The sequence below is a fragment of the Acidovorax sp. GW823-FHT01C06 genome (assembly GCF_058798375.1).
Genome location: NZ_JBXAKN010000001.1, coordinates 31,165 through 55,189, shown reverse-complemented (window position 1 = coordinate 55,189; position 24,025 = coordinate 31,165). Strand labels below are relative to the sequence as shown.

General features: G+C 69.0%; 27 protein-coding genes. 16 read left to right on the top strand and 11 right to left on the bottom strand.

The annotated features are described in order from the left end of the window. Positions 1 to 81 precede the first annotated feature (81 nt). The 4 genes from AC1RCS_RS00280 to AC1RCS_RS00265 all read left to right on the top strand — a co-directional run bounded on the left by AC1RCS_RS00280 (position 82) and on the right by AC1RCS_RS00265 (position 4,511). Complete coding sequence (locus AC1RCS_RS00280) at positions 82 to 1,305, top strand: threonine ammonia-lyase (protein WP_218296527.1); 1,224 nt, start codon at positions 82 to 84, stop codon at positions 1,303 to 1,305. A gap of 80 nt (positions 1,306 to 1,385) precedes the next feature. Beyond that, positions 1,386 to 1,532, top strand: coding sequence for a hypothetical protein (locus tag AC1RCS_RS00275; RefSeq protein ID WP_218296526.1), 147 nt, complete (start codon positions 1,386 to 1,388; stop codon positions 1,530 to 1,532). Positions 1,533 to 1,613: 81 nt separating this feature from the next. Continuing rightward, positions 1,614 to 2,333 (top strand): 7-cyano-7-deazaguanine synthase QueC, encoded by a 720-nt coding sequence (gene queC / locus AC1RCS_RS00270; protein ID WP_369641045.1) that lies wholly within the window; start codon positions 1,614 to 1,616, stop codon positions 2,331 to 2,333. A 306-nt stretch (positions 2,334 to 2,639) separates the two neighbouring features. Then, positions 2,640 to 4,511: a phosphoenolpyruvate carboxykinase (GTP) gene (locus AC1RCS_RS00265; RefSeq protein ID WP_492244797.1), complete on the top strand. Its 1,872-nt coding sequence runs from the start codon at positions 2,640 to 2,642 to the stop codon at positions 4,509 to 4,511. A 183-nt stretch (positions 4,512 to 4,694) separates the two neighbouring features. Here the strand turns inward: AC1RCS_RS00265 and AC1RCS_RS00260 are convergent, their stop codons facing one another. Continuing rightward, positions 4,695 to 5,135 (bottom strand): hypothetical protein, encoded by a 441-nt coding sequence (locus AC1RCS_RS00260; protein WP_218296523.1) that lies wholly within the window; start codon positions 5,133 to 5,135, stop codon positions 4,695 to 4,697. Between the two features lie 125 nt (positions 5,136 to 5,260). Here AC1RCS_RS00260 and AC1RCS_RS00255 point away from each other — a divergent pair, with 125 nt between their 5' ends. From AC1RCS_RS00255 to AC1RCS_RS00245, 3 genes are all read left to right on the top strand, one after another. Beyond that, the gene (locus tag AC1RCS_RS00255; RefSeq protein ID WP_218296522.1) at positions 5,261 to 6,220 is read left to right on the top strand and encodes a LysR family transcriptional regulator; all 960 of its coding nucleotides are present in this window, start codon (positions 5,261 to 5,263) and stop codon (positions 6,218 to 6,220) included. Between the two features lie 142 nt (positions 6,221 to 6,362). Then, positions 6,363 to 7,208: a metallophosphoesterase gene (locus AC1RCS_RS00250; RefSeq protein ID WP_492244798.1), complete on the top strand. Its 846-nt coding sequence runs from the start codon at positions 6,363 to 6,365 to the stop codon at positions 7,206 to 7,208. Between the two features lie 111 nt (positions 7,209 to 7,319). Next, positions 7,320 to 7,742, top strand: a complete 423-nt coding sequence (locus AC1RCS_RS00245) for a universal stress protein (RefSeq protein ID WP_218296520.1) — start codon at positions 7,320 to 7,322, stop codon at positions 7,740 to 7,742. A 117-nt stretch (positions 7,743 to 7,859) separates the two neighbouring features. Here AC1RCS_RS00245 and AC1RCS_RS00240 read toward each other — a convergent pair whose 3' ends face one another. Beyond that, on the bottom strand, positions 7,860 to 8,483 hold the full coding sequence (locus AC1RCS_RS00240; protein ID WP_218296519.1) for a TetR/AcrR family transcriptional regulator: 624 nt from the start codon (positions 8,481 to 8,483) through the stop codon (positions 7,860 to 7,862). Positions 8,484 to 8,636: 153 nt separating this feature from the next. On the opposite strand from AC1RCS_RS00240, the gene AC1RCS_RS00235 reads away from it, so the two are divergent. Next, complete coding sequence (locus AC1RCS_RS00235) at positions 8,637 to 9,692, top strand: helix-turn-helix domain-containing protein (protein WP_492244799.1); 1,056 nt, start codon at positions 8,637 to 8,639, stop codon at positions 9,690 to 9,692. A gap of 298 nt (positions 9,693 to 9,990) precedes the next feature. After that, positions 9,991 to 10,569, top strand: coding sequence for a midcut-by-XrtH protein (locus tag AC1RCS_RS00230; protein ID WP_218296517.1), 579 nt, complete (start codon positions 9,991 to 9,993; stop codon positions 10,567 to 10,569). A gap of 18 nt (positions 10,570 to 10,587) precedes the next feature. Here the strand turns inward: AC1RCS_RS00230 and AC1RCS_RS00225 are convergent, their stop codons facing one another. Beyond that, a complete protein-coding gene (locus tag AC1RCS_RS00225; protein WP_218296516.1) occupies positions 10,588 to 11,508 on the bottom strand; it encodes a LysR family transcriptional regulator ArgP in 921 nt (306 codons plus the stop codon). Positions 11,509 to 11,628: 120 nt separating this feature from the next. Between AC1RCS_RS00225 and AC1RCS_RS00220 the strand changes: the two genes are divergently transcribed. Together AC1RCS_RS00220 and AC1RCS_RS00215 are read left to right on the top strand one after the other, a co-directional pair. Further along, entirely contained in the window at positions 11,629 to 12,966 is a 1,338-nt protein-coding gene (locus AC1RCS_RS00220) for a D-amino acid dehydrogenase (protein WP_492244800.1), read from the top strand. 45 nt (positions 12,967 to 13,011) lie between these two features. Continuing rightward, positions 13,012 to 13,566, top strand: a complete 555-nt coding sequence (locus tag AC1RCS_RS00215) for a flavodoxin family protein (RefSeq protein ID WP_492244801.1) — start codon at positions 13,012 to 13,014, stop codon at positions 13,564 to 13,566. A gap of 98 nt (positions 13,567 to 13,664) precedes the next feature. On the opposite strand, the gene AC1RCS_RS00210 is transcribed toward AC1RCS_RS00215, so the two are convergent. The 4 genes from AC1RCS_RS00210 to AC1RCS_RS00195 all read right to left on the bottom strand — a co-directional run bounded on the left by AC1RCS_RS00210 (position 13,665) and on the right by AC1RCS_RS00195 (position 15,833). Beyond that, the gene (locus AC1RCS_RS00210; protein ID WP_369641037.1) at positions 13,665 to 13,904 is read right to left on the bottom strand and encodes a helix-hairpin-helix domain-containing protein; all 240 of its coding nucleotides are present in this window, start codon (positions 13,902 to 13,904) and stop codon (positions 13,665 to 13,667) included. 1 nt (position 13,905) lies between these two features. Next, positions 13,906 to 14,094, bottom strand: coding sequence for a hypothetical protein (locus AC1RCS_RS00205; RefSeq protein ID WP_492255469.1), 189 nt, complete (start codon positions 14,092 to 14,094; stop codon positions 13,906 to 13,908). 62 nt (positions 14,095 to 14,156) lie between these two features. Next, positions 14,157 to 14,915 (bottom strand): YdcF family protein, encoded by a 759-nt coding sequence (locus AC1RCS_RS00200; protein WP_492244802.1) that lies wholly within the window; start codon positions 14,913 to 14,915, stop codon positions 14,157 to 14,159. A gap of 129 nt (positions 14,916 to 15,044) precedes the next feature. Continuing rightward, positions 15,045 to 15,833 (bottom strand): alpha/beta fold hydrolase, encoded by a 789-nt coding sequence (locus tag AC1RCS_RS00195; protein WP_218296511.1) that lies wholly within the window; start codon positions 15,831 to 15,833, stop codon positions 15,045 to 15,047. A gap of 188 nt (positions 15,834 to 16,021) precedes the next feature. Between AC1RCS_RS00195 and AC1RCS_RS00190 the strand changes: the two genes are divergently transcribed. Both AC1RCS_RS00190 and AC1RCS_RS00185 read left to right on the top strand, forming a co-directional pair. Next, a complete protein-coding gene (locus tag AC1RCS_RS00190; protein WP_029414219.1) occupies positions 16,022 to 16,543 on the top strand; it encodes a flavin reductase family protein in 522 nt (173 codons plus the stop codon). Continuing rightward, positions 16,540 to 17,130, top strand: a complete 591-nt coding sequence (locus AC1RCS_RS00185) for an MOSC domain-containing protein (protein ID WP_218339225.1) — start codon at positions 16,540 to 16,542, stop codon at positions 17,128 to 17,130. Before AC1RCS_RS00190 ends, AC1RCS_RS00185 begins: the two co-directional genes overlap by 4 nt. An 87-nt stretch (positions 17,131 to 17,217) precedes the next feature. On the opposite strand, the gene minE is transcribed toward AC1RCS_RS00185, so the two are convergent. The 4 genes from minE to AC1RCS_RS00165 all read right to left on the bottom strand — a co-directional run bounded on the left by minE (position 17,218) and on the right by AC1RCS_RS00165 (position 20,247). Beyond that, positions 17,218 to 17,484: a cell division topological specificity factor MinE gene (minE, locus tag AC1RCS_RS00180; RefSeq protein ID WP_015011987.1), complete on the bottom strand. Its 267-nt coding sequence runs from the start codon at positions 17,482 to 17,484 to the stop codon at positions 17,218 to 17,220. A gap of 3 nt (positions 17,485 to 17,487) precedes the next feature. After that, on the bottom strand, positions 17,488 to 18,306 hold the full coding sequence (gene minD / locus AC1RCS_RS00175; protein ID WP_218296509.1) for a septum site-determining protein MinD: 819 nt from the start codon (positions 18,304 to 18,306) through the stop codon (positions 17,488 to 17,490). Between the two features lie 198 nt (positions 18,307 to 18,504). Continuing rightward, positions 18,505 to 19,272: a septum site-determining protein MinC gene (gene minC, locus AC1RCS_RS00170; protein WP_218296508.1), complete on the bottom strand. Its 768-nt coding sequence runs from the start codon at positions 19,270 to 19,272 to the stop codon at positions 18,505 to 18,507. A 231-nt stretch (positions 19,273 to 19,503) separates the two neighbouring features. Then, on the bottom strand, positions 19,504 to 20,247 hold the full coding sequence (locus AC1RCS_RS00165) for a Crp/Fnr family transcriptional regulator (protein WP_492244803.1): 744 nt from the start codon (positions 20,245 to 20,247) through the stop codon (positions 19,504 to 19,506). A gap of 146 nt (positions 20,248 to 20,393) precedes the next feature. On the opposite strand from AC1RCS_RS00165, the gene AC1RCS_RS00160 reads away from it, so the two are divergent. From AC1RCS_RS00160 to AC1RCS_RS00150, 3 genes are read left to right on the top strand one after another with little or no spacing between them, the layout of a single operon-like run. Beyond that, complete coding sequence (locus AC1RCS_RS00160) at positions 20,394 to 22,454, top strand: TonB-dependent receptor family protein (RefSeq protein WP_492244804.1); 2,061 nt, start codon at positions 20,394 to 20,396, stop codon at positions 22,452 to 22,454. A gap of 14 nt (positions 22,455 to 22,468) precedes the next feature. After that, on the top strand, positions 22,469 to 23,566 hold the full coding sequence (locus tag AC1RCS_RS00155) for an ABC transporter substrate-binding protein (protein WP_492244805.1): 1,098 nt from the start codon (positions 22,469 to 22,471) through the stop codon (positions 23,564 to 23,566). After that, positions 23,548 to 24,000 carry a cupin domain-containing protein gene (locus AC1RCS_RS00150; protein WP_492244806.1) on the top strand — a complete coding sequence of 151 codons (453 nt, stop codon included), beginning with the start codon at positions 23,548 to 23,550 and terminating at the stop codon, positions 23,998 to 24,000. Before AC1RCS_RS00155 ends, AC1RCS_RS00150 begins: the two co-directional genes overlap by 19 nt. Positions 24,001 to 24,025 lie beyond the last annotated feature (25 nt).

Here is a 24,025-nt window from a genome sequence, read left to right as displayed (position 1 = left end):
CCCTCAAGCGCTGGCGGCCATTTTCTTCCCATGTCCATGTCGGGGGGCCTGCGGCACGCGGGCCTGCGCCACAATGGCGCCATGCTGACCCTCCAAGACATCCGAGACGCCGCCACCCGCCTGCAGGGCCAGGTGCTGGACACCCCCTGTGTGGAATCCAAGACGCTCTCGCAGATCGTGGGCGCGCAGGTATTCCTCAAGTTCGAGAACCTGCAGTTCACGGCCTCGTTCAAGGAGCGGGGCGCCTGCAACCGGCTCACCTTGCTGGTCGACGCGGAACGTGCCCGCGGCGCGGCGCCCGGAACGACGCCGGGTGTGGTGGCCATGAGCGCGGGCAACCATGCCCAGGGCGTGGCCTACCACGCGCAGCGCCTGGGCCTGCGCGCGGTGATCGTGATGCCGCGCTTCACGCCCGGCGTGAAGGTGGAGCGCACCCGCGGCTTCGGCGCCGAGGTGGTGCTGCACGGCGACACGCTCGAAGAAGCCCGGGCCCACGCCTACGGGCTGGCCGATGCGCAGGGGCTGACGTTCGTGCACCCCTACGACGACGAAGCCATTGCCGCGGGCCAGGGCACGGTCGCGCTGGAGATGCTCGCCGCCCAGCCCGATCTGGACATGCTGGTCGTCGCCATCGGCGGGGGCGGGCTGATCGCCGGCATGGCCACGGCGGCCAAGGCGCTCAAGCCCGGCATCGAGATCGTGGGCGTGCAGGCGGCGCGCTTTCCGTCGATGGTCAACGCCGTGCGGCACACGCAGCACCCCATGGGCACCTCGACCATCGCCGAGGGCATTGCCGTGGGCACCCCGGGCAAGATCACCCAGGAGGTGGTGCAGCGCCTGGTGGACGACCTGGTGCTGGTGGACGAAGGCGACATCGAGCAGGCCGTGCTGATGCTGCTGGAGATCGAAAAGACCCTGGTCGAGGGCGCGGGCGCCGCGGCCCTGGCGGCGCTGGTGCGCCACCCCGCCCGCTTCAGGGGCAAGCGCGTGGGGCTGGTGCTCTCGGGGGGCAACATCGATCCGCTGCTGCTGGCCGCCATCATCGAGCGCGGCATGGTGCGCTCGGGCCGGCTGGCGCGCATCAAGGTCAGCGCGCGCGACGTGCCGGGCGTGCTCGCGCGCATCACCGCCACCGTGGCCGACGCGGGCGCGAACATCGAGGAAGTGCACCACCAGCGCGCGTTCACCATGCTGGCCGCGCAGAACGTGGAGATCGAGCTGGTCCTGCAGACAAGGAGCAAGGCGCACGTGGACGAGGTGCTGGGCAAGCTGCGTTCGGCGGGCATGGAGGCCGACCTGATCTGACCCCCGGCGCGGGGTTTTCAGCCCCGTGCACGCCGGCGCGGCTAGAATTGCGCAAGTTTTAAGCATCTGGAGCCCACACCATGTCCGACCACCACACTACGCACGCCCCCGAATCGCTCCCGCACGATCCCGTGGAAAACGTGGTTCACGTGATTCCCGTGGTGCTGCCCGTGGTCGGCGGCATCATGATGTTCCTGCTGGCCTTCATCGCCGTGTACATGGCCTGATCGATTGCCCTGGCACCGCCACAAGCCCCGCTGCGCGGGGCTTTTTTTCGCCTTGCACCACCCCCGTCACCAGGAGACCCCATGAGACCCGGACACGCCCTCGTCCTTTTTTCCGGTGGCCAGGACTCCACCACCTGCCTGGCCTGGGCGCTCACGCAGTTCGAGCGCGTGGAAACCATCGGCTTCGACTACGGCCAGCGCCACCATGTGGAGCTGCAGGCCCGGCAGGCCGTGCTGGCGGCCCTGCGGTCCCGCTTCGGGCCATGGCGTGACCGGCTCGGCGACGACCACATGATCGACCTGGCCGTGCTGGGCCGCATCAGCGACACGGCGCTGACCAGCGACGCCGAGATCCAGATGACCGCCGCCGGCCTGCCCAACACCTTCGTGCCGGGGCGCAACCTGCTGTTCTTCAACCTGGCCGCCGCCGTGGGCTACCGGCGCGGGCTGCACACGCTGGTGGGCGGCATGTGCGAAACCGACTTCTCGGGCTACCCCGACTGCCGCGACGACACGCTCAAGGCGCTGCAGGTCGCCGTGTCGCTGGGCATGGGGCAGCGCTTCACGTTCGAGACGCCGCTCATGTGGCTGGACAAGGCCGCCACCTGGGAGCTGGCCCGCACCCTGGGCGGCGACGCGCTGGTGGATCTCATCATCACCGAGTCGCACACCTGCTACCACGGGGTGCGCGACACGCTGCATGCCTGGGGCTACGGCTGCGGCACCTGCCCGGCGTGCGAGTTGCGCAAGGCGGGCCATGCGCGGTGGCAGGCCGGCCAGACAGGCCAGCCCAGCACCTGAAGGGCGGGACAGAGCGGGACTGGGCGGATTGTGATGCATAACCTCATGCATCTTTTGCATGGTTTTAGCCCCAGTCTGACAGACAAGCGGTCGGCAGATTCATAAAATTGACACCCCAGCCGACCCGCGGAATCCGTGGAAATAGCCTCCACCCCGTGGGGCTGATCCACGCTCCCGCCCGCCGACTGAGCACGAAAGCCGTTTTTTCAAAGGCAGCGCTCAGCATCGCAACTGCGCCAGGCCTTGCCGCGATCCACCGGGTCCGCTTCCTTTGAAAAAACTGTTTTTCAACTTAGGAAGCTCCCGATGAACGCACCCACCATGCAGGGCCTGAATCTCAACGCCCCCGCTTACGTCAAGAACGCCCGGCTGCTCGCCTGGGTGGCCGACATGGCCGCCCTGTGCAAGCCCGACACCATCTACTGGTGCGACGGCAGCAAGGAAGAGTACGACCGCCTGTGCCAGCAGCTGGTCGACGCCGGCACCTTCAAGAAGCTCAACCCCGCCAAGCGCCCCGGCAGCTTCCTGGCCTGGTCCGACCCGTCGGACGTGGCCCGCGTGGAAGACCGCACCTACATCTGCTCGGCCGCCAAGGAAGACGCAGGCCCCACCAACAACTGGATGGCCCCCGCTGAAATGCGGGCCACGCTGCAGCCCCTGTTCGACGGCTGCATGAAGGGCCGCACCATGTACGTGGTGCCCTTCAGCATGGGCCCCCTGGGCAGCCACATCGCCCACATCGGCGTGGAGCTGACCGACAGCGCCTACGTGGCCGTGAACCAGCGCCTCATGACCCGCATGGGCAAGGCCGTGTACGACGTGCTGGGCGTGGAAGGCGAGTTCGTGCCCTGCATGCACACCGTGGGCGCCCCCCTGGCCGAAGGTGAAAAGGACACGACCAGCTGGCCCTGCAATCCCAAGGTCAAGTACATCGTGCACTACCCCGAAACGCGCGAGATCTGGTCGTACGGCTCGGGCTACGGCGGCAACGCGCTGCTGGGCAAGAAGTGCCTGGCCCTGCGCATCGCGTCGACCATGGGCCGCGACCAGGGCTGGCTGGCCGAGCACATGCTCATCCTGGGCGTGACCAACCCCGCCGGCAAGAAGTACCACGTGGCCGCCGCCTTCCCCAGCGCCTGCGGCAAGACCAACTTCTCGATGCTGGTGCCGCCCGAAGCAGGCTTTGCCGGCTGGAAGGTCACCACCATCGGTGACGACATCGCCTGGATCAAGCCCCATGCCGACGGCAAGATGTATGCCATCAACCCTGAAGCCGGCTACTTTGGCGTGGCCCCCGGCACGAACATGCACACCAACCCCAACTGCATGAAGAGCCTGGACAAGGACGTGATCTTCACCAACGTGGCCCTGACCGACGACGGCGACGTGTGGTGGGAAGGCATGGAAAAGGACACCGGCAAGCTCCCGGACCACCTGATCGACTGGCAAGGCAAGGACTGGACGCCCCAGACCGCCAAGGAAACCGGCGCCAAGGCGGCCCACCCCAACTCGCGCTTCACGGTGGCCGCCACCAACAACCCGGCGCTCGATGCGCAGTGGGACGACGCCAACGGCGTGGCGATCGACGCCTTCATCTTCGGCGGCCGCCGCTCCACCACCGTGCCGCTGGTGACGGAAGCCCGCACCTGGACGGAGGGCGTGTACATGGCCGCCACCATGGGCTCCGAGACCACCGCCGCCGCCTTCGGGGCCCAGGGCGTGGTGCGCCGCGACCCCTTCGCCATGCTGCCGTTCTGCGGCTACAACATGAGCGACTACTTCCAGCACTGGCTGAACATGGAAGGCAAGATCGCCGCCACCGGCAAGGCCGTGCCCAAGGTCTTCTGCGTGAACTGGTTCCGCAAGGACGAGGCCGGCAAGTTCGTCTGGCCCGGCTACGGCGACAACATGCGCGTGCTCAAGTGGATGATCGACCGCATCGAAGGCCAGGCCCAAGGCCAGGAAACCATGTTCGGCGTGGCGCCCCAGTACGCCGAGATCAACTGGACGGGTCTGGATTTCAGCGCCCAGAAGTTCGACGCCGTGACCAGCATCGACAAGGCGGCCTGGGCCGATGAGTTCAAGCTGCACGATGCCCACTTCGAGCAACTGGCCTACCACCTGCCCACGGCCCTGCTGGATACCAAGGCCCTGCTGGAAAAACGCCTGGCTGCATAAAACCCTGTTCTTCCCAGTCCGAGAAACCGCCCCTTCTGCCGAACGGGCGGTTTTTTCATGGGCCGGCGCCAGGGGGGGAAACAGGCCAGGCGCAGGACAGCCGGACCATGAAAAAAGCCGTGGCGAGCGTTCGCCACGGCTTCAAGGGGATCGGGACTGCCGCGCCGGCCGCGCAGCGCGGTCTCAGTAGTACGTGCGGATATCGTTCACCGTGGGGATGCCCATTGCGTGGTTCAGTTCAGCCATGATGCGGGGATCCTTCATGGCGACTTGCCAGGTGCGCTCGTCGTCCGCGGCGCGGCGGCGGTTTTCCGCCCAGGCGCGCCCTGCCACGCGCAGAGCGGCGCCAGCACGGCGTGCCGGGGCGGTCAGCAGGGCCAGGGCGGCGAACGCCACCAGCCACAGCACCATCCACGCGGCCAGCAGGTGGCCTTCGCTCCAGGTGTCGATCACCTGGTTGGCCACGACCAGCAGTGCCGACACGACGGCCGCGAGCAGCAGGGTGGCGGCGCCACGGGCGCCGTCAAAGTTGGCGGCCACGCTCTTCAGAGCGGCGGCGGCGTTTTCGGCGCGGACCACGCCGGGGTGTTCAGTGGGGTAGTCAACGTGTGCAAAGCTGGTCATTTCGGTTTCCCTTTTCTAACGCTTGTGGCGAGATTGCCGGGCGATGGGGTGATATTAGGGTTTACCCTTTGCATGTTCAAGTTTATATTTTGAATCATTGATATTCATAATGGTGATGAATTGCCATGACACCCTTGAACTTCCGCTCGCTGGACCTGAATCTGTTGCGCGTCTTCGACGAGGTGATGGCCGAGCGCAGCCTCACGCGCGCGGCGCACAAGCTGTCCATCACCCAGCCCGCCGTGAGCAATGCCATGCGCCGGCTGCGCGACGTGCTGGGGGATGAACTGGTGGTGCGCAGCGGCCAGGGGGTCGAGCCCACGCCCCGCGCCTTGGCGCTGTGGCCCCCCGTGCGCGAGGCCCTGGCCCATCTGCAGGACTCCCTGGCGCCGGGGCGCTTCGAGCCCGCCACGGCCGAGTCCACCTTTGTGCTGGCCATGGCCGATGCCACGGCGGCCACGCTGGTTCCCGCCCTCGTGGAGATCATCGAGCGCGAGGCCCCCGGCATTTCGATCCGGGTGCTGCCCCTGACCACCCGCGACCCCCGGCGCCTGCTCGACGAGGAAGCCGCCGACATGGCGGTGGGCTACTTTCCGGCCGTGCTGGCGGACCTCACGGCACGCGCGCAGTCGGGCGGGGCGGTCGCGTTCGAGAGCCGCCGCCTCTACGACGGGGAATACGTGTGCGTGATGCGCCAGGGCCACCCGCTGGCGGACGCGCCGCTCACCCTGGACGCCTATTGCGCTGCCCGGCACATGCTGGTGAGCTTTTCCGGCCGCCCTTTCGGTTTCATCGACGAGGCGCTGGCCTCACTAGGCCGCGAGCGCAAGGTGGTGATCACGGTCAACCAGTTCTTCACCGCCGGGCGCGTGGTGTCGGGTTCGGACCTGCTGACGGTGCTGCCGCGCCACTTCGTGCCCGTCACGGGCATCTCCGACGCGCTGGTGCAACGGGCCCTGCCGCTGGACGTCCCGCCCGTGCACGTCGATGCCCTGTGGCGCCGCCGCGGCCCGCAGCAGGCGGCGATGACCTGGCTGCTGCACGCCCTGGCGCGCTCGGCGCGCCGTACCTTTCCCGAACCGTGAGGCCCGGGCGCGGGCATCCCCCCACCCACCCCAGCGCGGCCTGCCGCGGCAGTGCCTTGCGGCGGGATCTGGCGCATTTCGGGGTGCCGCCACGGCATTCGATTCGCCCCGTCCCACCCCTAGCCCGTAGACTGCGCGCTCCATGAACATCCAGCTGCTGTCCGATCTGCACCTTGAGGCGCACCCCCATTTCATCCCCGAACCGGCCCCCGGCGCCGATGTGCTGGTGCTTGCGGGGGACGTGGGCTCCTACCAGCAGGGCTCGCTGCTGCAGGACGATGACTTCGGCCTCGCCCGGTTCTCGCCCCTGGCCCCGTACGCGGGCTGGCCCACGCCGGTGCTCTTCGTGCCCGGCAACCACGAATACGACGCGCAGGATTTCGATGCGGCCCACCAGCGGCTGCGCAGGACCTGCGAACGGCTGGGGATCACCTGGCTGGAGCGGGAGGTGGCCACTCTTCAAGGTGTCCGCTTCGTGGGCACCACGCTCTGGAGCGATTTCGACGCATTGGCGGACCATGAAGGCACCACCGACCTGGCCAGGCGCCTGAAGCTGCGCGACAAGGCTTTCCGGGCGGCGAATTTCTATCTGCGCAAGACGGGCGGCACCCGCCATGCGCAGCCGTTCCTCGCCGAGGCCGTGCGCGACCAGGCCCTGGTCTGCCAGCAGTGGCTGGGCGACGCGCTCGCGGTCCCGTTCGACGGGCCCACGGTCGTGGCCACGCACTTCGCGCCCAGCCTGCGCAGTGCCGACCCGCGCTACGGCATGGTGCCGGGCACGGCGGGCTTCTGCAACGCGCTGGACGCCCTGCTGCCCCGCGCGCAGCTGTGGCTGCACGGGCACCTGCATGCCCCGAGCGACTACACGGCACGGGGCCTGCGCGAGGACGGCACGCCGTGGCAGTGCCGTGTCGTGGCCAATCCGCTGGGTTATGCGCGCAAGGGCGAGCAGGCGGCGTTCCAGGCGCAGTGCTGCATCACCTTATGATCGGCGCACGGGGCCCTGCCGCCCCGCAGTGCAGAGGAAAAAACATGACCCAGGTCAAGACAACAGAAGTCCGCGCACGTTAGTCTGACCCATTCCTTTTCGGAGAACACCATGAACATCCTGCTTGCTGTCGACGGCAGCGCCTACACCAAGAAAATGCTGGCTTACCTGGCCACCCACGAAGAACTGCTGGGGGGCAACCACCAGTACACGGTGCTCACCGTGCAGGCCCCGCTGCCCGCGCGTGCCCGCGCGGCCCTGGGCAAGGAAGTCGTGGAGAACTACCACGCCGAAGAAGCCGAGAAAATCCTGGCGCCCGTGTGCAAGTTTCTCGCGCGCCACGGTGTGGAGGCCAAGCGCAGCGTCAAGGTCGGCACGGTGGGCGAGAACATCGCCAAGGTGGCCGACAGCGGCAAGTTCGACCTGCTGGTGATGGGCTCCCACGGCCACGGAGCCCTGGCCACCCTGGTCATGGGTTCGGTCACCACGCAGGTGCTCGCCCACAGCAAGGTGCCCGTGCTGCTCGTGCGCTGAGCCCCGCCGCCCGGCGCAGGCCGCGCCCTGCCTCGGCAGGGTTTTTCGCCCACAAGACAAGAAAGCCCGGCATGCCGGGCTTTCTTGCGAGGTGCGAAACGCCGGAACGGGCTGCCGCTACCGCGCAGCCAGCCCGTCGAAACAGGTGCGCACCACCAGATCCACGATCTGCGCATCCGAATACTGGCCGCCTTCCTTGAGGAAGCTCACCACCGGGTCACAGGCCCGCGCATACAAGGTGTACAGCACCACCAGCGGTGGCAGCGTGGGGTTGATCACGCCCTCGGCCTGGGCCTGGGTGATCCATTCGCCGATCTGGTCGCTCACCGCCACCAGGCCGTTGAGATAGTCCTTGTTGGCCATGAGCACCGCGCGCAGCGTGGAGTTGCGGCTGGGCAACAGCGGCATTTCATTGCTCAGCAGGCGCTCCAGCGACCAGCGCACCAGCGCATGGAGCTTTTCGAGGGGTGGCGTTTCGGCGGGCAGGTCCGCCAGATAGGCCCGCACCCGCGCCAGGATCTGCACCATGGCGGCGCTGCACAGCTCTTCCTTGCTGCAAAAGTGCTTGTACAGGCTGGCCTTGGCAATGCCCACGGCGTTGGCCACATCGTCCATGGTCATGGCGTCGAAGGCCTTTTCGCCCAGGAGCTGGCAGGTGGACTGGAGGATGGCATCCTCGCGCGCCTGGTGCATCTGCTCCTTGAACGAGGCTTTGGGGGGCTGCGTTTGCATGGCGTCCATTTTATACATCACAGTAAAAAAATAAATGACCAAGTTGCAATGCAACTACGTCGTTCACGTTTTCTCCAGCAGGAATCGTGCCGCAGGCCTGGGCGCGAGGGCGGGCAATCTGCGCTGGTGCACTGCAGCACCCGCCCCCATAATCGCGCCGCCATGTCCACGCCGCACGCCCTGCCATCGACAGTTTTCACCACCGACCAGGGTTCCGGCGAAGAGCGCTTCGAGGCCTGGCGCAGCAGCATTTCGGTGGTCTTCGATGTCGCGCCGCTGGACCGCGATCCGCTGGAGAGCTTCAGTGCATCGGTCACCGCCAGCCACCTGGGCGCCCTGCTGGTGGGCGACCTGCGCTTTGGCCGGCAGCAGTTCTCGCGCGGTACGCCGCGCGTGGCGCGCGACGGGGTCAACCACTACCTGGTGCAGTGGTACCGCAGCGGCGGTTTCGTGGGCCAGCACGACGACGGCGTGGACATGCAGGTGCGCGCGGGCGACATCACCGTGTTCGACCTCGGCCGCACGCAGCGCACCTACGCCAGCCCCTCGCACGTCCTGTCCATCGTCGTGCCCCGCGAGATCGCCGACGAGGCCTTTTGCAGCCCCTCGGCCGACCTGCACGGCACGGTGCTGCGCGGCCACACGGCGCTGGGCGGGCTGCTCAGCGACTACCTGCAGTCGCTGCATCGGCGGCTGCCCACCGTCACCCTCCCCGAGGCGCCCGCCGTGGTGCAGGCCACCACGCAGATGCTGGCGGCCTGCCTGCGCCCGGGCCGCGACACCCTCGCCCAGGCGGAGCCACAGATCCAGGGTGTCACCCTCGAACGCATCCAGCAATACATCGCGCAGCACCTGGGGGCCCCGCTCAGCCCCGAGCTGCTGAGCCGCACGTTCGGCGTCTCGCGCAGCATGCTGTACCGGCTGTTCGAGCCGCTGGGCGGCGTGGCGCACTACGTGCAGCAGCAGCGCCTGGCCCGGGCGTTCCACGCGCTGGCCAACCCGGCCAACCGCCGGCTGCGGGTGGGCGAGATCGCCACGCGCGCCGGGTTCACCAGCGAGGCGCATTTCAGCCGCGCCTTTCGCACGACCTTTGGCCTCACGCCCAGCGACGTGCGTGCCATGGGGCGCGGCTGGCAAGCGCCCCGCAAGGGCCCGGACGGCGCCAGCGGGCAGACCACCGCCGAATACGCGGACTGGCTGCGCGGCTTGAGGGTGTAGCACCCGTTTTTGCCCGATCCCTCGGCGGCACGGGCAGTCAAGCGCCCTGAAACGCACAGTCAAGCCGCGCCGTGAATGCTGCCTAGCATGCGCGGCAGCCCTCCTTCACTTCTTCTCCGTGCGCGCCACCATGTTCCTTGTCCGCGGCATCGCCGCCACCCTTTTCGCGGCCAACCAACCGGCGCAGCGTGGGCTTGGCCTTGACCGACGGCGGCCCGGGTCCCGTCGCAGGGCTCGCGCGTCACTCCCAAAACAATAGCTAATCACCCTTTTAAAACAAGCGCTACAAGGCAATTTCATGCAAAAAAACCATCCCTCCCGTCACCCCGCAACCGCCCCACGCATCGCCCTGCTGTGGGCCGCCGCCGCTGCAGCCCCCGCCGCCTGGGCCCAGGGCGCGCCCGTGGGCGCGGTGGCCTATGCCCCGCTGGCGGCCCCGGCCGCCGTGCCCACGCTGTCGCAATGGGGGCTGCTGGTGCTGGTGCTGCTCCTGGCCGCCGCGGCCCGCCACCTGCTGCGCCACGCGGGACACGGCGTGGTCCGCGCCATCGTGCCGGGGCTGCTGGCCTGCGCGGCGCTGCTGTGCATGCCGTGGGGCGGACAGGCGATCGCGGTGCCCTCCAGCGATGTCCCGCTGGACAACCCGGCGGGGGGCGTGGCCGACATTCCCGACCACCCCGACCTGGAACGTGCATTCGCCGACTACCTGCACGCCTACGAGGTGCGCAACACCACGGACCGCCCCCAGCGGATCACCGCCGTGAGCGTGACCGCCGCGCACCGCATCCAGGGCCCGGGTGATGAGACCCGATGCACGGTGGGGCAGACGCTGGCGCCCATGGCCTCGTGCCATCTCGTGGTGGGCCGGCCGCACTGAACGCAGCCGCCGCCCCGGCTAGGCCGCCGGCGCCTCGAGCGTGCGGGCGGCCGTGGCCGTGAGCGCGGCCGTGAGCGCGTCCAGCACCGCCGACTCCAGGTTCCAGCAGTGCCAGTACAGCTGGATCGGCAGCCTGCGGCCGGGCGCCAGGTCCACCATGCTGCCGTCGGCGATGGGCCCGCGCGCCAGCAGCTCGGGCACCACGCCCACCGCCCAGCCGGCGGCCACGGCGCGCATCTGCGCCTCCGACCCGGGCACGAACAGGTGGTTGAGCGCCACGCGCTTGAGGCCGAAGGCACGGGCCACGAATTCGGCGGCCATGTCGTCCTTGCGGTTGAACGACAGGAACGGCACTTCGCGGAAGTTGTGCGGCGTGAGCCCCTGGGGCAGGTGCTGCTGCGCATAGGGCGCAGACGCCACCGCCACGTAGTGCATGGCGCCCAGAGGCACCATCTTGCAGCCGCGCAGGGCCTGCTTGAGCGTGGTCACGCAGCCCAGCACCTGGCCGGAGCGCAGCCATTCCTGGGTGAAGTCCTGGTCGTCCACGATGATTTCGAGCGGCAGGCGCTGGCGCACCAGGTCGTGCAGCGCGCCCATGGCCCAGGTGGCGATGCTGTCGGCATTGATGGCGATCGAGATGCGTTCGTCCTCACGCGTGCCGCCGGGGGCGCTGGGCGCGAGTTCGTGCAGGTCGCGCTCCAGGTCGGCGCGCAGCAGTCGCAGCTGCTTGGTGTGCTTGAGCAGCAACTGCCCCGCCGAGGTGGGCCGCAGCGGACGGCTGCGCACGATGAGCACCGAGCCCACCTGCGCCTCCAGCGCGCGCAGGCGCTGCGACACCGCCGACTGCGTGACATTCAGGCGCTGTGCGGCGCGTTCGAAGCCGCCTTCCTCGACGATGGCGGCAAGGCATTCCAGGGCTGCGGGGTCGTAGGTGCTCATGGGGTCTTCCGGGGGGCTGAAAAGGGCGTGGCCAGGGTTGCTTTATTAGGTGGACTGATGTTTTTGCATCAAGTTTAATTTTGCTTTTAGTCCAACGCAATGTCGCGCACACTGCGCCCCATGAAAACCATCATCCTGGGCGCCGGCATCATCGGCATCAGCACCGCGTGGCACCTGCTCGAACGCGGCCACGAGGTCATCGTGGTCGACCGCCAGCCCGGTGCGGCGCTCGAAACCAGCTTTGCCAACGCGGCGCAGATCTCGGTGAGCTACTGCGAGCCCTGGGCCAACCGCGAGGCACCGCTCAAGGCGCTCAAGTGGATGTTCGACAAAGAGGCGCCGCTGCTGTTCCGCCCCCAGATGGACTGGCAGCAATGGCGCTGGGGCCTGCAGTTCCTGGCGCAGTGCAACGACGCGGCATTCGAGCGCAACGTGCAGCAGATCGTGGCGCTGGGCGCCTACAGCCATGCCGCGCTCAAGGACCTGGTGACCACCACGGGCATTGAGTACAACCGGCTCGAACGCGGCATCGCCCACTTCTACACCGACCAGAAGTCCTTCGACGCCGCGGGCCATGCGGTGGAGCTCATGCGCAAGCACGGCGTGCAACGGCGCCTGGTGAGCCGCGACGAACTGCTGCAGATCGAGCCCGCGTTCAAGGCCTACGGCGACAAGATCACCGGCGGCACCTACACCAGCACCGACGAGAGCGGCGACGCGCGCGTGTTCACGCAGGAACTCGCCCGCCGCTGCATGGCGCGCGGCGCGCAGTTCCTCTATGGCCACGACGTGCTGCGCCTGAACAAGATCGGCAACGCTATTGATTCGGTAGCTGTCATGGCACGCCAGTCCAGCGGCGGGGGCAAAAAAGACTTCATCCTGAAGGCCGACGCCGTGGTCGTGGCCTGCGGCTCCTACAGCGCGCCGCTGTTGCGCAGCGTGGGCGTGGACCTGCCGATCTACCCTGGCAAGGGCTACAGCGCCACGTTCCCGCTGCTCAAGCCCGAGGGCGCGCCCATGGTCTCCACCATCGACGACGGCAAGAAGATCGCCATGAGCCGCCTGGGCAACCACCTGCGCGTGGCGGGCACCATCGAACTCAACGGCTGGGACCTGACGCTGGACAGCACACTGGCCCGCGCACGCTGCCACATGCTGTCGCGCCGCATCGAAGCCATCCTGCCCGGCGTGTGCGACACCCGCACGCCCGAAGAAGGCGGTGACCCGCAGTACTGGACCGGCCTGCGCCCGGCCACGCCCACCAACATCCCGTTCATCGGGCAGACCCGCGTGGGCAAGCTGTGGGTGAATGCGGGCCACGGCACGCTGGGCTGGACGCACGGCGCGGGCTCGGGCAAGGCGCTGGCCGAGCTCATCAGCGGCGAACAGCCCGCGATGAACTTCGGCTTCCTGGGCGACGAACGCGTGCGCGCGCCCCGGGCCGTCGCCACGGCCTGAAGCCACTGCCAGCAGACACGGGCCGGGGCCGTTACGATCCCGTCCATGCCTGCACCGCACTACCTCTTTCTCACCACGTCCACCCGCGAGCCGGGCCACACCGGCAACACCGAGTGGCTCGCGCGCCAGGCGGCCGCCGCGCTGCCCCCGGGCACCACACAAACCTGGCACCACCTGGCCCGCATGGACCTGCCGCCCTTCGTGGACCAGCGCCACACCTCGGGCACCTATGCGCCGCCCGAAGGCGACATGAAGACGCTGCTGGACGCCACGCTGGCGGCCACGCACATCGTGTTCGTGGCGCCGGTCTACTGGTACAGCATTCCCTCGCCGCTCAAGACCTACCTGGACCACTGGAGCGCCTGGATGCGCGTGCCCGGCCTGGCCTTCAAGGAGCCCATGGGCGCGAAGACCCTGGCGCTCATCACCACCAGCGGCGACCGCGCCAAGGCCCAGCCCATGATCGACTCCGTGGAGCTGTGCGCCCGGTTCCTGTCGATGGCCTGGGGCGGCGCGCTCTGGGGCAAGGGCGGGCCGCCGGGGGCGGTGCAGGCCGACGCGCAGGCGCTGGCTGCGGCGCCGGACTTCTTGCTGGCATAGCTAACCACAACGCCGTGCCGGCACGGCCCAGGGTGAGGCTGCTGCGGTCGCGGTGGGTGTGGCTTTCGCCACAGGGGCCGGGACGCCGGCGAGAACAGCTAGGGCTGCCGGCTCCGGGCCAGCGCCACGATGGCGCCAATGGCGCCGCGCGCCTGGGGGCTGTTGTGCCAGCAGGTGGACCTCATCATCTCCGAGATGGTTCTGGTCACCGCGGCCACATCCGCGTCGACCAGTTCGGCCAGCGACGAAAACCCGACCTGCTCCAGGCGCGCAATCACGGTGGCCCCCACGCCGTGCAGGGCCAGCATTTGCTCTTTTTCAGCGGCAGAAAAACCCATGTCACTCCACTGTGGGCATTGCAACGAGGGAGACTGTATCCGCCTGCCCGAGCGCCATCAGGTTCGCCAGGCTCTGGCGGCCCGCAGATCCATCCGGCACCGGGGCGTGCGCGGCGTCTCCCATGGCTGGGGCGCCGGCGCCCGGCGCGCCTTTCCACTTCGCTGTGCCGGCGGCATTGGCCTGCATCATGGGCAGCTCCCTCTCAAGAATGATGCACACGAGGCTATTGCCGGGCTGCTGACAACGTCGTGTCAGGAGCCCAGCCCCATCCGCTGCACCAGAATCCCCAGCCATTCGTGCAGCGCCAGGCTGCTGTCGGCCAGCGCGGAGGCGCGCGGCAGCACCCGGTACAGCTTGCGGGCCTGCCCGCCCTTGAAGCCCATGGGCGCGGGCAGCACCTGCAGCCCCGCGCGCTCGAAGGCCCCGGCCGCGCGCACCATGTGCCAGCCGTGGGTGACCAGGGCAATGCGCTCGATGCCGGCGGCCTTGAGCAGGATGGCGGATTTTCCGGCATTGCTGCGGGTGTCGAGCGACTCCACCTCCGTCCAGCGCACCCGCCCTTTGAACTCGCGCTCCACCACGTCCTTCATGACCAGCGACTCGGCCCGCGTGCCGCCGGTGGAGCCGCCCGTCGCCAGGATGGGCAAGCCCGCCTGCTGCTGCAGGTACACGGCGTAGCGCACCCGCTCACGCGCGCCCCGGCTGAGCACGTCCACGCCGTATTCAGGCGCCACCGTGTCGGCGCCGCCGCCCAGCACTACGATGACCTGCACTTTTAACGAAGGCAACTCCTTGGGGACGACCGCCGGATAGCGCTCCAGGCTGCGCACCAGCACATCCGACACCGGTGGCCAGGACAGCACCAGCACCGACAGCAGCGACAGCACCACCACCGTGATGCCCGTGCGGCGGTGGTAGCGCGCGATCCACAGCCCCACCAGCGCCAGCAGGATGCTGGACACCGGGGGCAACAGCAGCGCAGACAGTATTTTCTTCAGGGCAAACCACATGGCAACAGAAGGAGAAAGGGAAGGAGCAATCAGGCCTGCATGAGCCCGCCCGGCGGCGCCAGGGCATGGCGGGGGAAAAAATGGACCGCTTGGACGGCCGAACCATCGGCCCTGCGGGGTGGGGCAAGCTCAGTGCAGCACCCGCCGCTGCGCCAGAAAGTCCAGCAGCGCGGCATCGAAACCCTCGGGGTCCTCCAGCTGGGGCCAGTGCCCGACATGGGGCAGCACCAGGGTCTGCGCATCGGGCAGCACCTGGGCCAGCGCCTCCAGGGCCGCGGGGGGTGTGCAGCGGTCCAGCGCGCCCCCCACCAGCAGCGTGGGCATGGCCAGGTGGGCCAGCGCGGCAGCCCCGCGATCAAACGTGGGCAAGGCCTCCAGCGCGCGCCGGTAGGCCCCCGGGTACACCTGGGCCAGCGCATGGCTGGCCAGCCGCACCCCTTCGGGCAGGGCTCCGGTGCCGATGAACTGGGGCACCAGCGTCTGCGCCAGCGCCTCCATGCCGCCACCGCCATCCAGCGCTTTCAGGGCGCGCAGCCGGGGCGCCACCCAGTCTTCCACCGCCTGCGCGTCGAGCGCCGGCCCGCCCGCGCACAGCACGAGGCGCCGCACCTGCGATGGGCCGCGCACGGCGGCCTCCAGCGCCACCATGGCGCCCATGCCGTGCCCCACCAGCGTGACCGGGCCACCCCGCAGGGCGTCGATCAGGGCCAGGCAGCTCTGCGCCAGCGCCTTGAAGGTGTAGGGCTCCACGGGAGCGCTGCGGCCATAGCCCGGCATGTTCCAGGCCACGGCGCGGTAGCCGACCGTGGCCAGCGTTTCCACCTGGGGGGCAAAGGTGAGGTGGTCGCCATCGGCGTCGTGCAGCATGAGCACGGTGGGGCCGGAGCCCAGGGCGGTGAAGGTAGGAAGAACGGCCATGCGGTGGAAAACGGAACAGAAATGACTTACGCAAAACAGGATTCAGGCAGGTAGCTCGCCCCCACGCCAGGTGGTGGTTGCATCCCGATTTGCGCAAGTCTTACGGAAGTAAACCCCGCAACAGCGCGGTGGTGGGTGGCGCCTGATAATAGTTGCTCCCCCCTGCTGCCACCGCTGGCACCGCTTTTGTGAACCCTTCGCCCCCCCGCCCCGCCCTCGCCCTGCCACCGAGCTTCTCCACACGCGAGTTTCGCGATGCACTGGGCATGTTTGCCACGGGCGTGACCATCGTCACGGCCCGCACGGCTGCGGGCGACCTGGTGGGGCTCACGGCCAGTTCGTTCAATTCGGTGTCGCTGGCACCCCCGCTGGTGCTGTGGAGCCTGTCGCACGGCGCCAGCACCCTGCCCACCTTTGCCGATGGCTCGCACTACGCCATCCACGTGCTGGCCGCGGACCAGAAGGCGCTGGCCGAGCGTTTTGCCACGCGCGGCATCGACCGCTGGGCAGGCCTGGAACACCGGCCCGGCATCAGCGGTGCCCCGTTGCTGGCCGGGGCAGCCGCCACGTTCGAGTGCTTCAACCGCAGCCAGTACAAGGAGGGCGACCACACCATCTTTGTGGGCGAGGTCGAGCGCTGCGAGCACCGCGAAGGCATCTCGCCCCTGCTGTACCACGGGGGCAAGTTCTACACCGAGCACCCGCTGTGACGACCCCCACCGTGGCCGTGCGCCACGTGAACATCGGCCTGGCCCGGCGCCTGAAGGTGGGCGAACGCTCGGTGCTCACCGCCATCGGCAAGGCGCCCGTCACCGGCCCGGTGGCGGTGGGCCCGCTGGGCCTGGCAGGGGACGAGCAGGCCGACCCGAGCGTGCACGGCGGCCTGGGCAAGGCCGTATACGCCTACCCCGCCGCCCACTATGCGTTCTGGCAGGCCCAGCGCCGCGAACGGGGTGTCAGCCTGTTCGATGAAACCTTGCCGCCGGGTTTCATGGGGGAGAACCTCACCATCGACGGGCCGCTGGAAGCGGAGGTGTTTGTGGGCGACGAATGGCATTTCCCCCACTGCGTGCTGCGGGTGAGTGCCCCGCGCGAGCCATGCTTCAAGTTCAACGCCGTCATGGGGTTTGCGCAGGCGGGCCGCACCATGGCCCTGGCCGGGTGCTGCGGCTACTACCTGGCGGTGGACCAGCCCGGCACCATCGCCGCTGGAGAGACCGCCACGCTGGTGCCCGGGCAGCGCGGGCTGAGCATCGCGCAGGCGCTGGCCGGCAAGTGGGCAAAGCACGCGCGCTAACCAGGCCCCACTGGATTCATCAATATTGATAGCTACTAGCGCTTACCAGATAAGCGTCAGAGCCCAATTTTGCTCGAAACCGAGCCTTCAACGCACCGTGTCGGGCAGCTCGATCTTGACTTCCAGAACCTCCAGGTTGTCCTGGCGCTCCAGGTGCACCTTGAGGTCGTCGGGGTTGATCTTCACGTACTTGGAGATCACCGCCACCAGTTCGCGCTGCAGCGCGGGCAGGTAGTCGGGCTCCGAGGCGTTGCGGCCGTTGCGCTCGTGCGCCAGGATGATCTGCAGCCGCTCCTTGGCGACGCTGGCGGTTTTCTTCTTCTCGCCGAGCAGGAAGGACAGGAAAGAAGCCATGGCTTATTTGCTCCCGAACAGGCGTTTGAAGAAGCCTGGCTTTTCCGCGTCGATGAAACGCAGCGGCTTGTCGGTGGCGCCCAGGAAGCGGTCGATCACATCCTTGTAGGCCTCGGACACATCCGAGTCCTTGGCGTGGATCGCGGGCGTGCCCTGGTTGGACGACTGCAGCACCACTTCCGACTCGGGGATCACGCCGATCAGCTTGATGCGCAGGATGTCCTGGATGTCTTCCAGGCTCAGCATCTGGCCGTCCTGCACGCGGCTGGGGTTGTAGCGCGTGATGAGCAGGTGCTCCTTGATCGGCTCGCCGCCTTCGATCGCGCGCTTGGTCTTGCTGCCCAGCATGCCCAGGATGCGGTCCGAGTCGCGCACCGACGACACCTCGGGGTTCGTCACCAGCAGCGCCTCGTCGGCGAAGTGCATGGCCATCAGCGCGCCGCTTTCAATGCCGGCGGGCGAGTCGCAGACGATGTACTCGAAGTCCATCGCGGCCAGGTCCTTGAGCACTTTCTCGACGCCGTCCTGCGTGAGCGCGTCCTTGTCGCGCGTCTGGCTGGCGGCCAGCACGAACAGGTTGTCGCACTGCTTGTCCTTGATGAGGGCCTGGTTCAGGTTGGCCTCGCCCTGGATCACGTTGATGAGGTCGTACACCACGCGGCGTTCGCAGCCCATGATGAGGTCCAGGTTGCGCAGGCCGACATCAAAGTCGATCACGGCGGTCTTGTGGCCGCGCAGGGCGAGGCCGGTGGCAAAGCTGGCACTGGTGGTGGTCTTGCCCACGCCACCCTTGCCGGAGGTCACGACGACGATTTTGGCCATGTGTTGGGGTCTCTTGAGGGGTTTGATGATGAATGAAGTATCAATTTTCGTGGCGCATGCACCGGGGCGACGCTTGACACGGGCGTGGCCCACACCAGGGCTCCCGCGCAAGGGCCGCCCCGCCGCGCTGGGAGCGTCCCGCTGCGCGCAGCGCTGCGAGAGTGGGGGGGAAGGAGCGAAGCGACATAGGGGGGTGTTTCACTTGAGAGCTTCGATGATGAGCTTCTCGCCATCGAGCCGGACCTGGGCCGGCTTGCCGCGCACATCGGCGGGCAACTCGGTCTCGGTGGTGCGGTAGATGCCCGCGATGGACACCAGCTGGGGCTCCAGGCAGGTCGAAAAGATGCGCGCTTCGGTGTTGCCGCGCGCACCGGCAATCGCGCGACCGCGCAACGGGGCATAGACGTGGATGTTGCCGTCGGCGATCACCTCGGCGCCAAAGCTCACCACGGCCATCACCACCAGGTCGGCGCCACGGGCATACACCTGCTGGCCCGAGCGCAGGGGCTTGTCCACCACCACGGTGCCGGGGCCGGGCATGGGCACTTCGCGCACCACTTCGACCTCGACCTCGCGGATCACCTCGCGCACCACTTCCTGCACCGGGGTGGCAGGGGCCTCGGCGCGAACGGGCGGTGCATCGGGCGCCGCGGCCAGCCCGGCCGCGCGCGCGGCATCCATCTGGGCAGGGCTGCCGCCGCGGACCGCCACGGGCAGGGTGCTGTGGCTGCGCAGCAAGGCCGTGATGGCCGCGAAATCGATGGGTTCCTGCGCTTCGCGCACAGGGGCCAGATCGATCAGCACCGGGTCATTGTCGAAGAAGCCCGGGGCGTCGGCCACGCGCTCGGCCAGGTCGGCGGCAAACAGCGCGGCGTCGGTGGTCTTGAGCACCACGGCCACCACGGGCAAAGAGGCGCTCTTGAGGTCAAAGCTGGTGCGGGACTGCGCCGCCGTCGTAAGGGCCATGAATGAGGGGTGGAAAAGACGCTCGGGAACGGGTTTCAGAAGGCGCAAAGTGTACCGTGGGCCCGTGTAAGAACCTGTTCGCGCTCCCCGGGCGCCCTGCGCGGGAACACAAGGGGAAACGCGCGGCGCCTCGCGCGTGGCGCCGTGCCCCTCCCAGGGGAGCCCGTGCCTTCATCGGAAACCGGGCCAGCGCCCGCGCACCGCAGGCCCGCCGCGGGGCAGGGCCGAGAATCAGAACGCACGGGCGGCGGGAGCCGCGAGCGCGCGCAGCGGGGCGACGTCCTGCAGGCACCAGAGGCGGCGCCCGCCACGGATCCAGCCCTTGCCCTGCCATTCGGCCAGGATGCGGTTGAGCGTTTCGGCGCGGATGCCCAGATGGGCAGCCAGGTGGCGCTGGCTGGTCGGCAGCTGGATGTCCAGGCCCTGCCGCTCGGCCTGCGACACCAGATAGGCGGCCAGGCGCTGCGGGGCATTGCTGCTGGTGAGCCAGTCCACCTCGTTCACCCGCTGGTAAAGGCGCAGGCTCAGCGACTCCAGCAGCCGCAGCGCCAGCGCGGAATGCCGTTCGCAGGCGCCGCGCAATGCCCGCCGGGAAATGCGCCAGACCTGTGTGCCGCCTCGCGCGCGCGCCGTCATCGGGTACAGGCCGTGGGGCATGAACATCGCCGCCTCGGCCACCAGCTGGCCGGCCTCGAAGCAGTGCAGCATGCGCTCGTCGCCCGCTGCGTCATAGCGCAGCACTTCCACGGCCCCCTGGGCGACCAGCAGGCAGTGGCGGGCCTCGTCGCCTTCAAAGAACAGTGTGTCGCCATCGGCGTGGCGCCAGCGCACGGCGTCGCCGCCCAGGGCCGCCAGTACCTCGCGCGGCATGCCTGCGAGCAGGCGCGTGGCGGCCAGCAGCTCTTGCAACGCACCACACGGGCTGGAGGCCACCGCATCCTCCCGCTGGACCGGGGCACCGTTGATAAAAGTCATTTCATATTCCTCTTTGAGCATGCATTCTCCACCAATACGAATAGATCTCATTCATTTCCTCCTGGCCCGCCATGTCATCCCATCGCACCTTCCGCCGTCCACTCCTGGCCATCGCCCTTGCTGGCGCCTTCCCGATACCGGCCGCAATGGCCCAATCCGACACCCCGCAAGCCGCCGCGCTGCCGACCGTGACGGTGCGTGCCGGGAGCGAGGCGGACACCTCGCCCGTGCGGGCCTCGGTGGCGGCCGAGCGTCAGCGCCTGGCACGCGTGCCCGGCGGCACCCACCTAGTCGAACCGCAGAAGGAAACCCGCCTGGCCACGCTGCGCGATGCGCTCGACTACCAGCCGGGCATCGTGATCCAGGACTTCTTTGGGGGCACGGACCAGCCGCGCCTGTCGATCCGGGGCTCGGGCATCCAGAGCAACCCTGTCAACCGCGGCGTGCTGCTGCTGCAGGACGGCCTGCCGCTCAACGAAGCCGACGGCTCCTTCATCATCGGGCTGGTCGAGCCACGCAACGCGGCGTTGGTGAGCGTTCGGCGCGGCGCGAACACGCTCTCGCCCGGCGCCACCACCCTGGGCGGCGAGTTGGACTTCCAGTCGCTCACCGGGGTCGACGGACGCGGCCAGGTGCGCGCCGAGGCGGGCAGCTTCGGCCGCCAGGGGCTGCAGGCCGCCGTGGGCACGCGCGGCGAACAATGGGACGCGCGCCTGAGCGTCAGCGGCGACCGCTTCGACGGCTACCGCCGCCATTCCGCCTCGCAGCGCGACGCGGTGCACGCCAACATCGGGTTCCTGGGCGATGGGGGTTTCGAGAACCGCACCTATTTCAGCTGGACGGACCTTGCCTTCCAGATCCCCACCGTGGTCCCCAAGGACCGCATCGCCTCGAACCCACGCAGCGTGATGGGCGATGGCGCCACGCCGCAGGACCAGCTTCTGAACGTCTACAAGCGCGACCCGCGCCGCGAGGCCACGCAATGGCGCCTGGCCAACCGTTCGCGCTGGGGCAGCGAAGCCCTCCGCCAGGAGGTCGGCGTGTACTGGCAGGACACGGAGGATCTGTTCAACAACCAGACCCACTACACAGTGAGCGGCACCCGCACCACCGGCGCGCAATGGCAGGCCAGCGGTCGCCCCGCGGGCGAGGCCGGCCCGCTGGGCTGGCGCACGGCCCTGGCGTGGTCGCGCAGCAGCATGGAGCGCGACCTGTTCGCCACCAGCCCCGCCAACGGCACGCGCCTGCAGCGCTTTGGCGCCTATGACCTCACCGCCAACAACCTGCAGGCCCTGGCCGGGGCCGACTGGCGCGTGGCGCCCCAGTGGACGCTGGTGGGCCATCTGCAGTGGAGCCGCCAGTCGCGCGACGCGGCCAGCCGCACCGCGGGCGCGGAGCTGGACCAGCAATGGACCTTTGCCACGCCCAAGGTGGGTGTGAACTGGAACCTCACACCCGCGACGCGCTGGTGGGCCAACCTGAGCCGCAGCCACGAGGCGCCAACCTTCTGGGAGATCCTGGGCGCCACCGTGGCCCCCAACAGCCCGGCCACGGCCAGCAGCGAACTGATCCGCCTGTCCATGCAGCGCGCCACCACGACCGAGATGGGCGGCCAGGGCCGTTGGGGCGACGGCACGGGCGCCGTGCAATGGACCGCCGCCGTCTACCGCAGCCAGGTGGCCGGCGAACTCATCAGCACCACCGACGCCAACGGCATCAAGGTGGGCACCTACAACTACGCGGGCGGTACCCGCCACCAGGGGGTGGAAGCAGGCCTGTCGGGCAGCTGGCCCCTGGCCACGGGCGCTCTGGACTGGCGCGGTTCCTGGACCTACAGCGACCTGCGCTTCAAGGGCGGTGAATACGCGGGCAAGCGGATCGCCGGCGTGCCACGCCACCTGCTCAACGCCGAGGTGCTGTGGCGCGTGGGCGACTGGCGCCTAGGCCCCAACCTGCGCTGGATGCCCACCAGCACACCCACCGACCACGCCAACACCGCCGGCGCCGAGCAGGACGCCTACGCGCTGCTGGGCGTGAAGCTCGAATGGCGCAACGGCCCCTGGACCGCCTATCTGCAGGCCGAGAACGTGACCGACCGCCGCTACGCCAGCAGCTACGCCGTCCGCAACCGCGCCACCGCCGCCCAGCCGGGCTACCTGCCCGGCCTGGGCCGCAGTGTGGCGGCCGGCATGAGCTACCAGTTCTGACCGGAGGCCGCCGCATGACACTCCCCTGGAACGGACTTCGCCGCCGCCAGATGCTGGCCGCAAGCTGCGCGCTCGCCCTGGGCGGACATGCGCGCGCCGCCGACCCGTCGCCCGCGGGGCGGCTGCCGCGGATTGCCCTGGCGGGCCCGCCCGCCATCGTGTCCGCGCCGCTCATCCACATGGCCGAGACCGGCGCGCTGAACGGCATCGTCGAGCGCACCACCTTCACCCCCTGGCGCGATCCCGACCAGTTGCGCGTGATGGCCCTGGGCCACCAGGCCGACGTACTGGCGATGCCCAGCAACGTGGCGGCCAACCTCTACAACCGCGGCGCGGGCGTGACGCTGCTCAACATCGCTACCTGGGGCGCGCTGTGGATCGTCACGCGCGACGCCGGGCGCAAGGCGCTTGCGGACTTTCGCGGTGAAGAGATCGCCGTGCCGTTCCGTGGCGACATGCCCGACCTGATGCTGCAGCTGCTGGCCGCCAGGCAGGGCCTGGACCTGCGCCGCGATTTCCGCGCGCGCTACGTGCCCACGCCCATGGAGGCCATGCAATTGCTCATCACGCGCCGCGTTGCGCACGCACTGCTGTCCGAGCCCGCGGTGTCGATGGCGCTGCGCAAGACGCAGTCGTTTCCCGCCGGCCTCGTGGCGCCCGCACTGCACCGCGGCGCCGATCTTCAGCAGGAATGGGGGCGGGTGTTCCAGCGCGCGCCGCGCCTGCCGCAGGCCGGCATCGCCGCCGTGGGCATGGTGCGCGGGCAGCCCGCCGTGCTGGCGGCCGTGGCGCACGCCTACGCGCGTTCGGCCGCATGGTGCCGCGCGAACCCGCTTGACTGCGGCCGTCTGGTGGCGGCGCGCATCGATTTGCTCACGCCCGAGGCCGTCGCCGACGCCCTGGCCACGAGCCAGCTCGACGCCGTGCCGGCCCATGCGGCGCGGGACGACATCGGCTTCTTCTTCGGCCAGCTGTTCGCACGCGATCCCGCGCTGCTGGGCGGCAAGCTGCCCGACGCCGGCTTCATCCACATGCCGCCGCCCGGGGCCCCCGCGTCCCGCCACGGCGGCACCTCTTCGTTTCAAGGATCTCCATGCCAAGCCATCGCCTGATTCCACTGCTCGCCGCCCTGCTGGGCACCATGGCGCTGCCCGTCCTCGCCGCCGGTGGCGGCGACGGCAGTGCGTTCACCCTTACGCCCGAACAGATCACCTGGCAGGAGGGCAAGGCCACCCAGCGTGTGGACGTGCACGCCGACGCCGCGCACCACGTGGTGACGCGCCGCGTGCGCATCGCCGCCGGCACCGACCTGCCCCCCCATGGCCATGAACGCGGCTACCGCCTCGTCACCGTGGTCAGCGGCACGCTGCTGCTGGGCTTTGGCGACCGCTTCGACGCGGCCATGCTCAAGCCCATGCCGCCCGGCAGCGTGTTCTCGGAAGACGCCGGCCACCGGCACTTCGCCCGCACGCTGCAGGAGCCCGTGGTGCTGCAGCTGACCGAAGTTTGCCTTGCTTGCGCCGCCCCATCGCCCGCCCGCCCATGAGCTGTCCCGCACGTTGTTCCGGCCG

Bases quoted from the DNA above. Each gene is read 5' to 3' on its own strand.
- AC1RCS_RS00280 (WP_218296527.1), top strand. From the start codon at position 82: ATGCTGACCCTCCAAGACATCCGAGACGCCGCCACCCGCCTGCAGGGC.
- AC1RCS_RS00275 (WP_218296526.1), top strand. From the start codon at position 1,386: ATGTCCGACCACCACACTACGCACGCCCCCGAATCGCTCCCGCACGAT.
- queC (WP_369641045.1), top strand. From the start codon at position 1,614: ATGAGACCCGGACACGCCCTCGTCCTTTTTTCCGGTGGCCAGGACTCC.
- AC1RCS_RS00265 (WP_492244797.1), top strand. From the start codon at position 2,640: ATGAACGCACCCACCATGCAGGGCCTGAATCTCAACGCCCCCGCTTAC.
- AC1RCS_RS00260 (WP_218296523.1), bottom strand. From the start codon at position 5,135: ATGACCAGCTTTGCACACGTTGACTACCCCACTGAACACCCCGGCGTG.
- AC1RCS_RS00255 (WP_218296522.1), top strand. From the start codon at position 5,261: ATGACACCCTTGAACTTCCGCTCGCTGGACCTGAATCTGTTGCGCGTC.
- AC1RCS_RS00250 (WP_492244798.1), top strand. From the start codon at position 6,363: ATGAACATCCAGCTGCTGTCCGATCTGCACCTTGAGGCGCACCCCCAT.
- AC1RCS_RS00245 (WP_218296520.1), top strand. From the start codon at position 7,320: ATGAACATCCTGCTTGCTGTCGACGGCAGCGCCTACACCAAGAAAATG.
- AC1RCS_RS00240 (WP_218296519.1), bottom strand. From the start codon at position 8,483: ATGGACGCCATGCAAACGCAGCCCCCCAAAGCCTCGTTCAAGGAGCAG.
- AC1RCS_RS00235 (WP_492244799.1), top strand. From the start codon at position 8,637: ATGTCCACGCCGCACGCCCTGCCATCGACAGTTTTCACCACCGACCAG.
- AC1RCS_RS00230 (WP_218296517.1), top strand. From the start codon at position 9,991: ATGCAAAAAAACCATCCCTCCCGTCACCCCGCAACCGCCCCACGCATC.
- AC1RCS_RS00225 (WP_218296516.1), bottom strand. From the start codon at position 11,508: ATGAGCACCTACGACCCCGCAGCCCTGGAATGCCTTGCCGCCATCGTC.
- AC1RCS_RS00220 (WP_492244800.1), top strand. From the start codon at position 11,629: ATGAAAACCATCATCCTGGGCGCCGGCATCATCGGCATCAGCACCGCG.
- AC1RCS_RS00215 (WP_492244801.1), top strand. From the start codon at position 13,012: ATGCCTGCACCGCACTACCTCTTTCTCACCACGTCCACCCGCGAGCCG.
- AC1RCS_RS00210 (WP_369641037.1), bottom strand. From the start codon at position 13,904: ATGGGTTTTTCTGCCGCTGAAAAAGAGCAAATGCTGGCCCTGCACGGC.
- AC1RCS_RS00205 (WP_492255469.1), bottom strand. From the start codon at position 14,094: ATGATGCAGGCCAATGCCGCCGGCACAGCGAAGTGGAAAGGCGCGCCG.
- AC1RCS_RS00200 (WP_492244802.1), bottom strand. From the start codon at position 14,915: ATGTGGTTTGCCCTGAAGAAAATACTGTCTGCGCTGCTGTTGCCCCCG.
- AC1RCS_RS00195 (WP_218296511.1), bottom strand. From the start codon at position 15,833: ATGGCCGTTCTTCCTACCTTCACCGCCCTGGGCTCCGGCCCCACCGTG.
- minE (WP_015011987.1), bottom strand. From the start codon at position 17,484: ATGGCTTCTTTCCTGTCCTTCCTGCTCGGCGAGAAGAAGAAAACCGCC.
- minD (WP_218296509.1), bottom strand. From the start codon at position 18,306: ATGGCCAAAATCGTCGTCGTGACCTCCGGCAAGGGTGGCGTGGGCAAG.
- minC (WP_218296508.1), bottom strand. From the start codon at position 19,272: ATGGCCCTTACGACGGCGGCGCAGTCCCGCACCAGCTTTGACCTCAAG.
- AC1RCS_RS00165 (WP_492244803.1), bottom strand. From the start codon at position 20,247: ATGACTTTTATCAACGGTGCCCCGGTCCAGCGGGAGGATGCGGTGGCC.
- AC1RCS_RS00160 (WP_492244804.1), top strand. From the start codon at position 20,394: ATGGCCCAATCCGACACCCCGCAAGCCGCCGCGCTGCCGACCGTGACG.
- AC1RCS_RS00155 (WP_492244805.1), top strand. From the start codon at position 22,469: ATGACACTCCCCTGGAACGGACTTCGCCGCCGCCAGATGCTGGCCGCA.
- AC1RCS_RS00150 (WP_492244806.1), top strand. From the start codon at position 23,548: ATGCCAAGCCATCGCCTGATTCCACTGCTCGCCGCCCTGCTGGGCACC.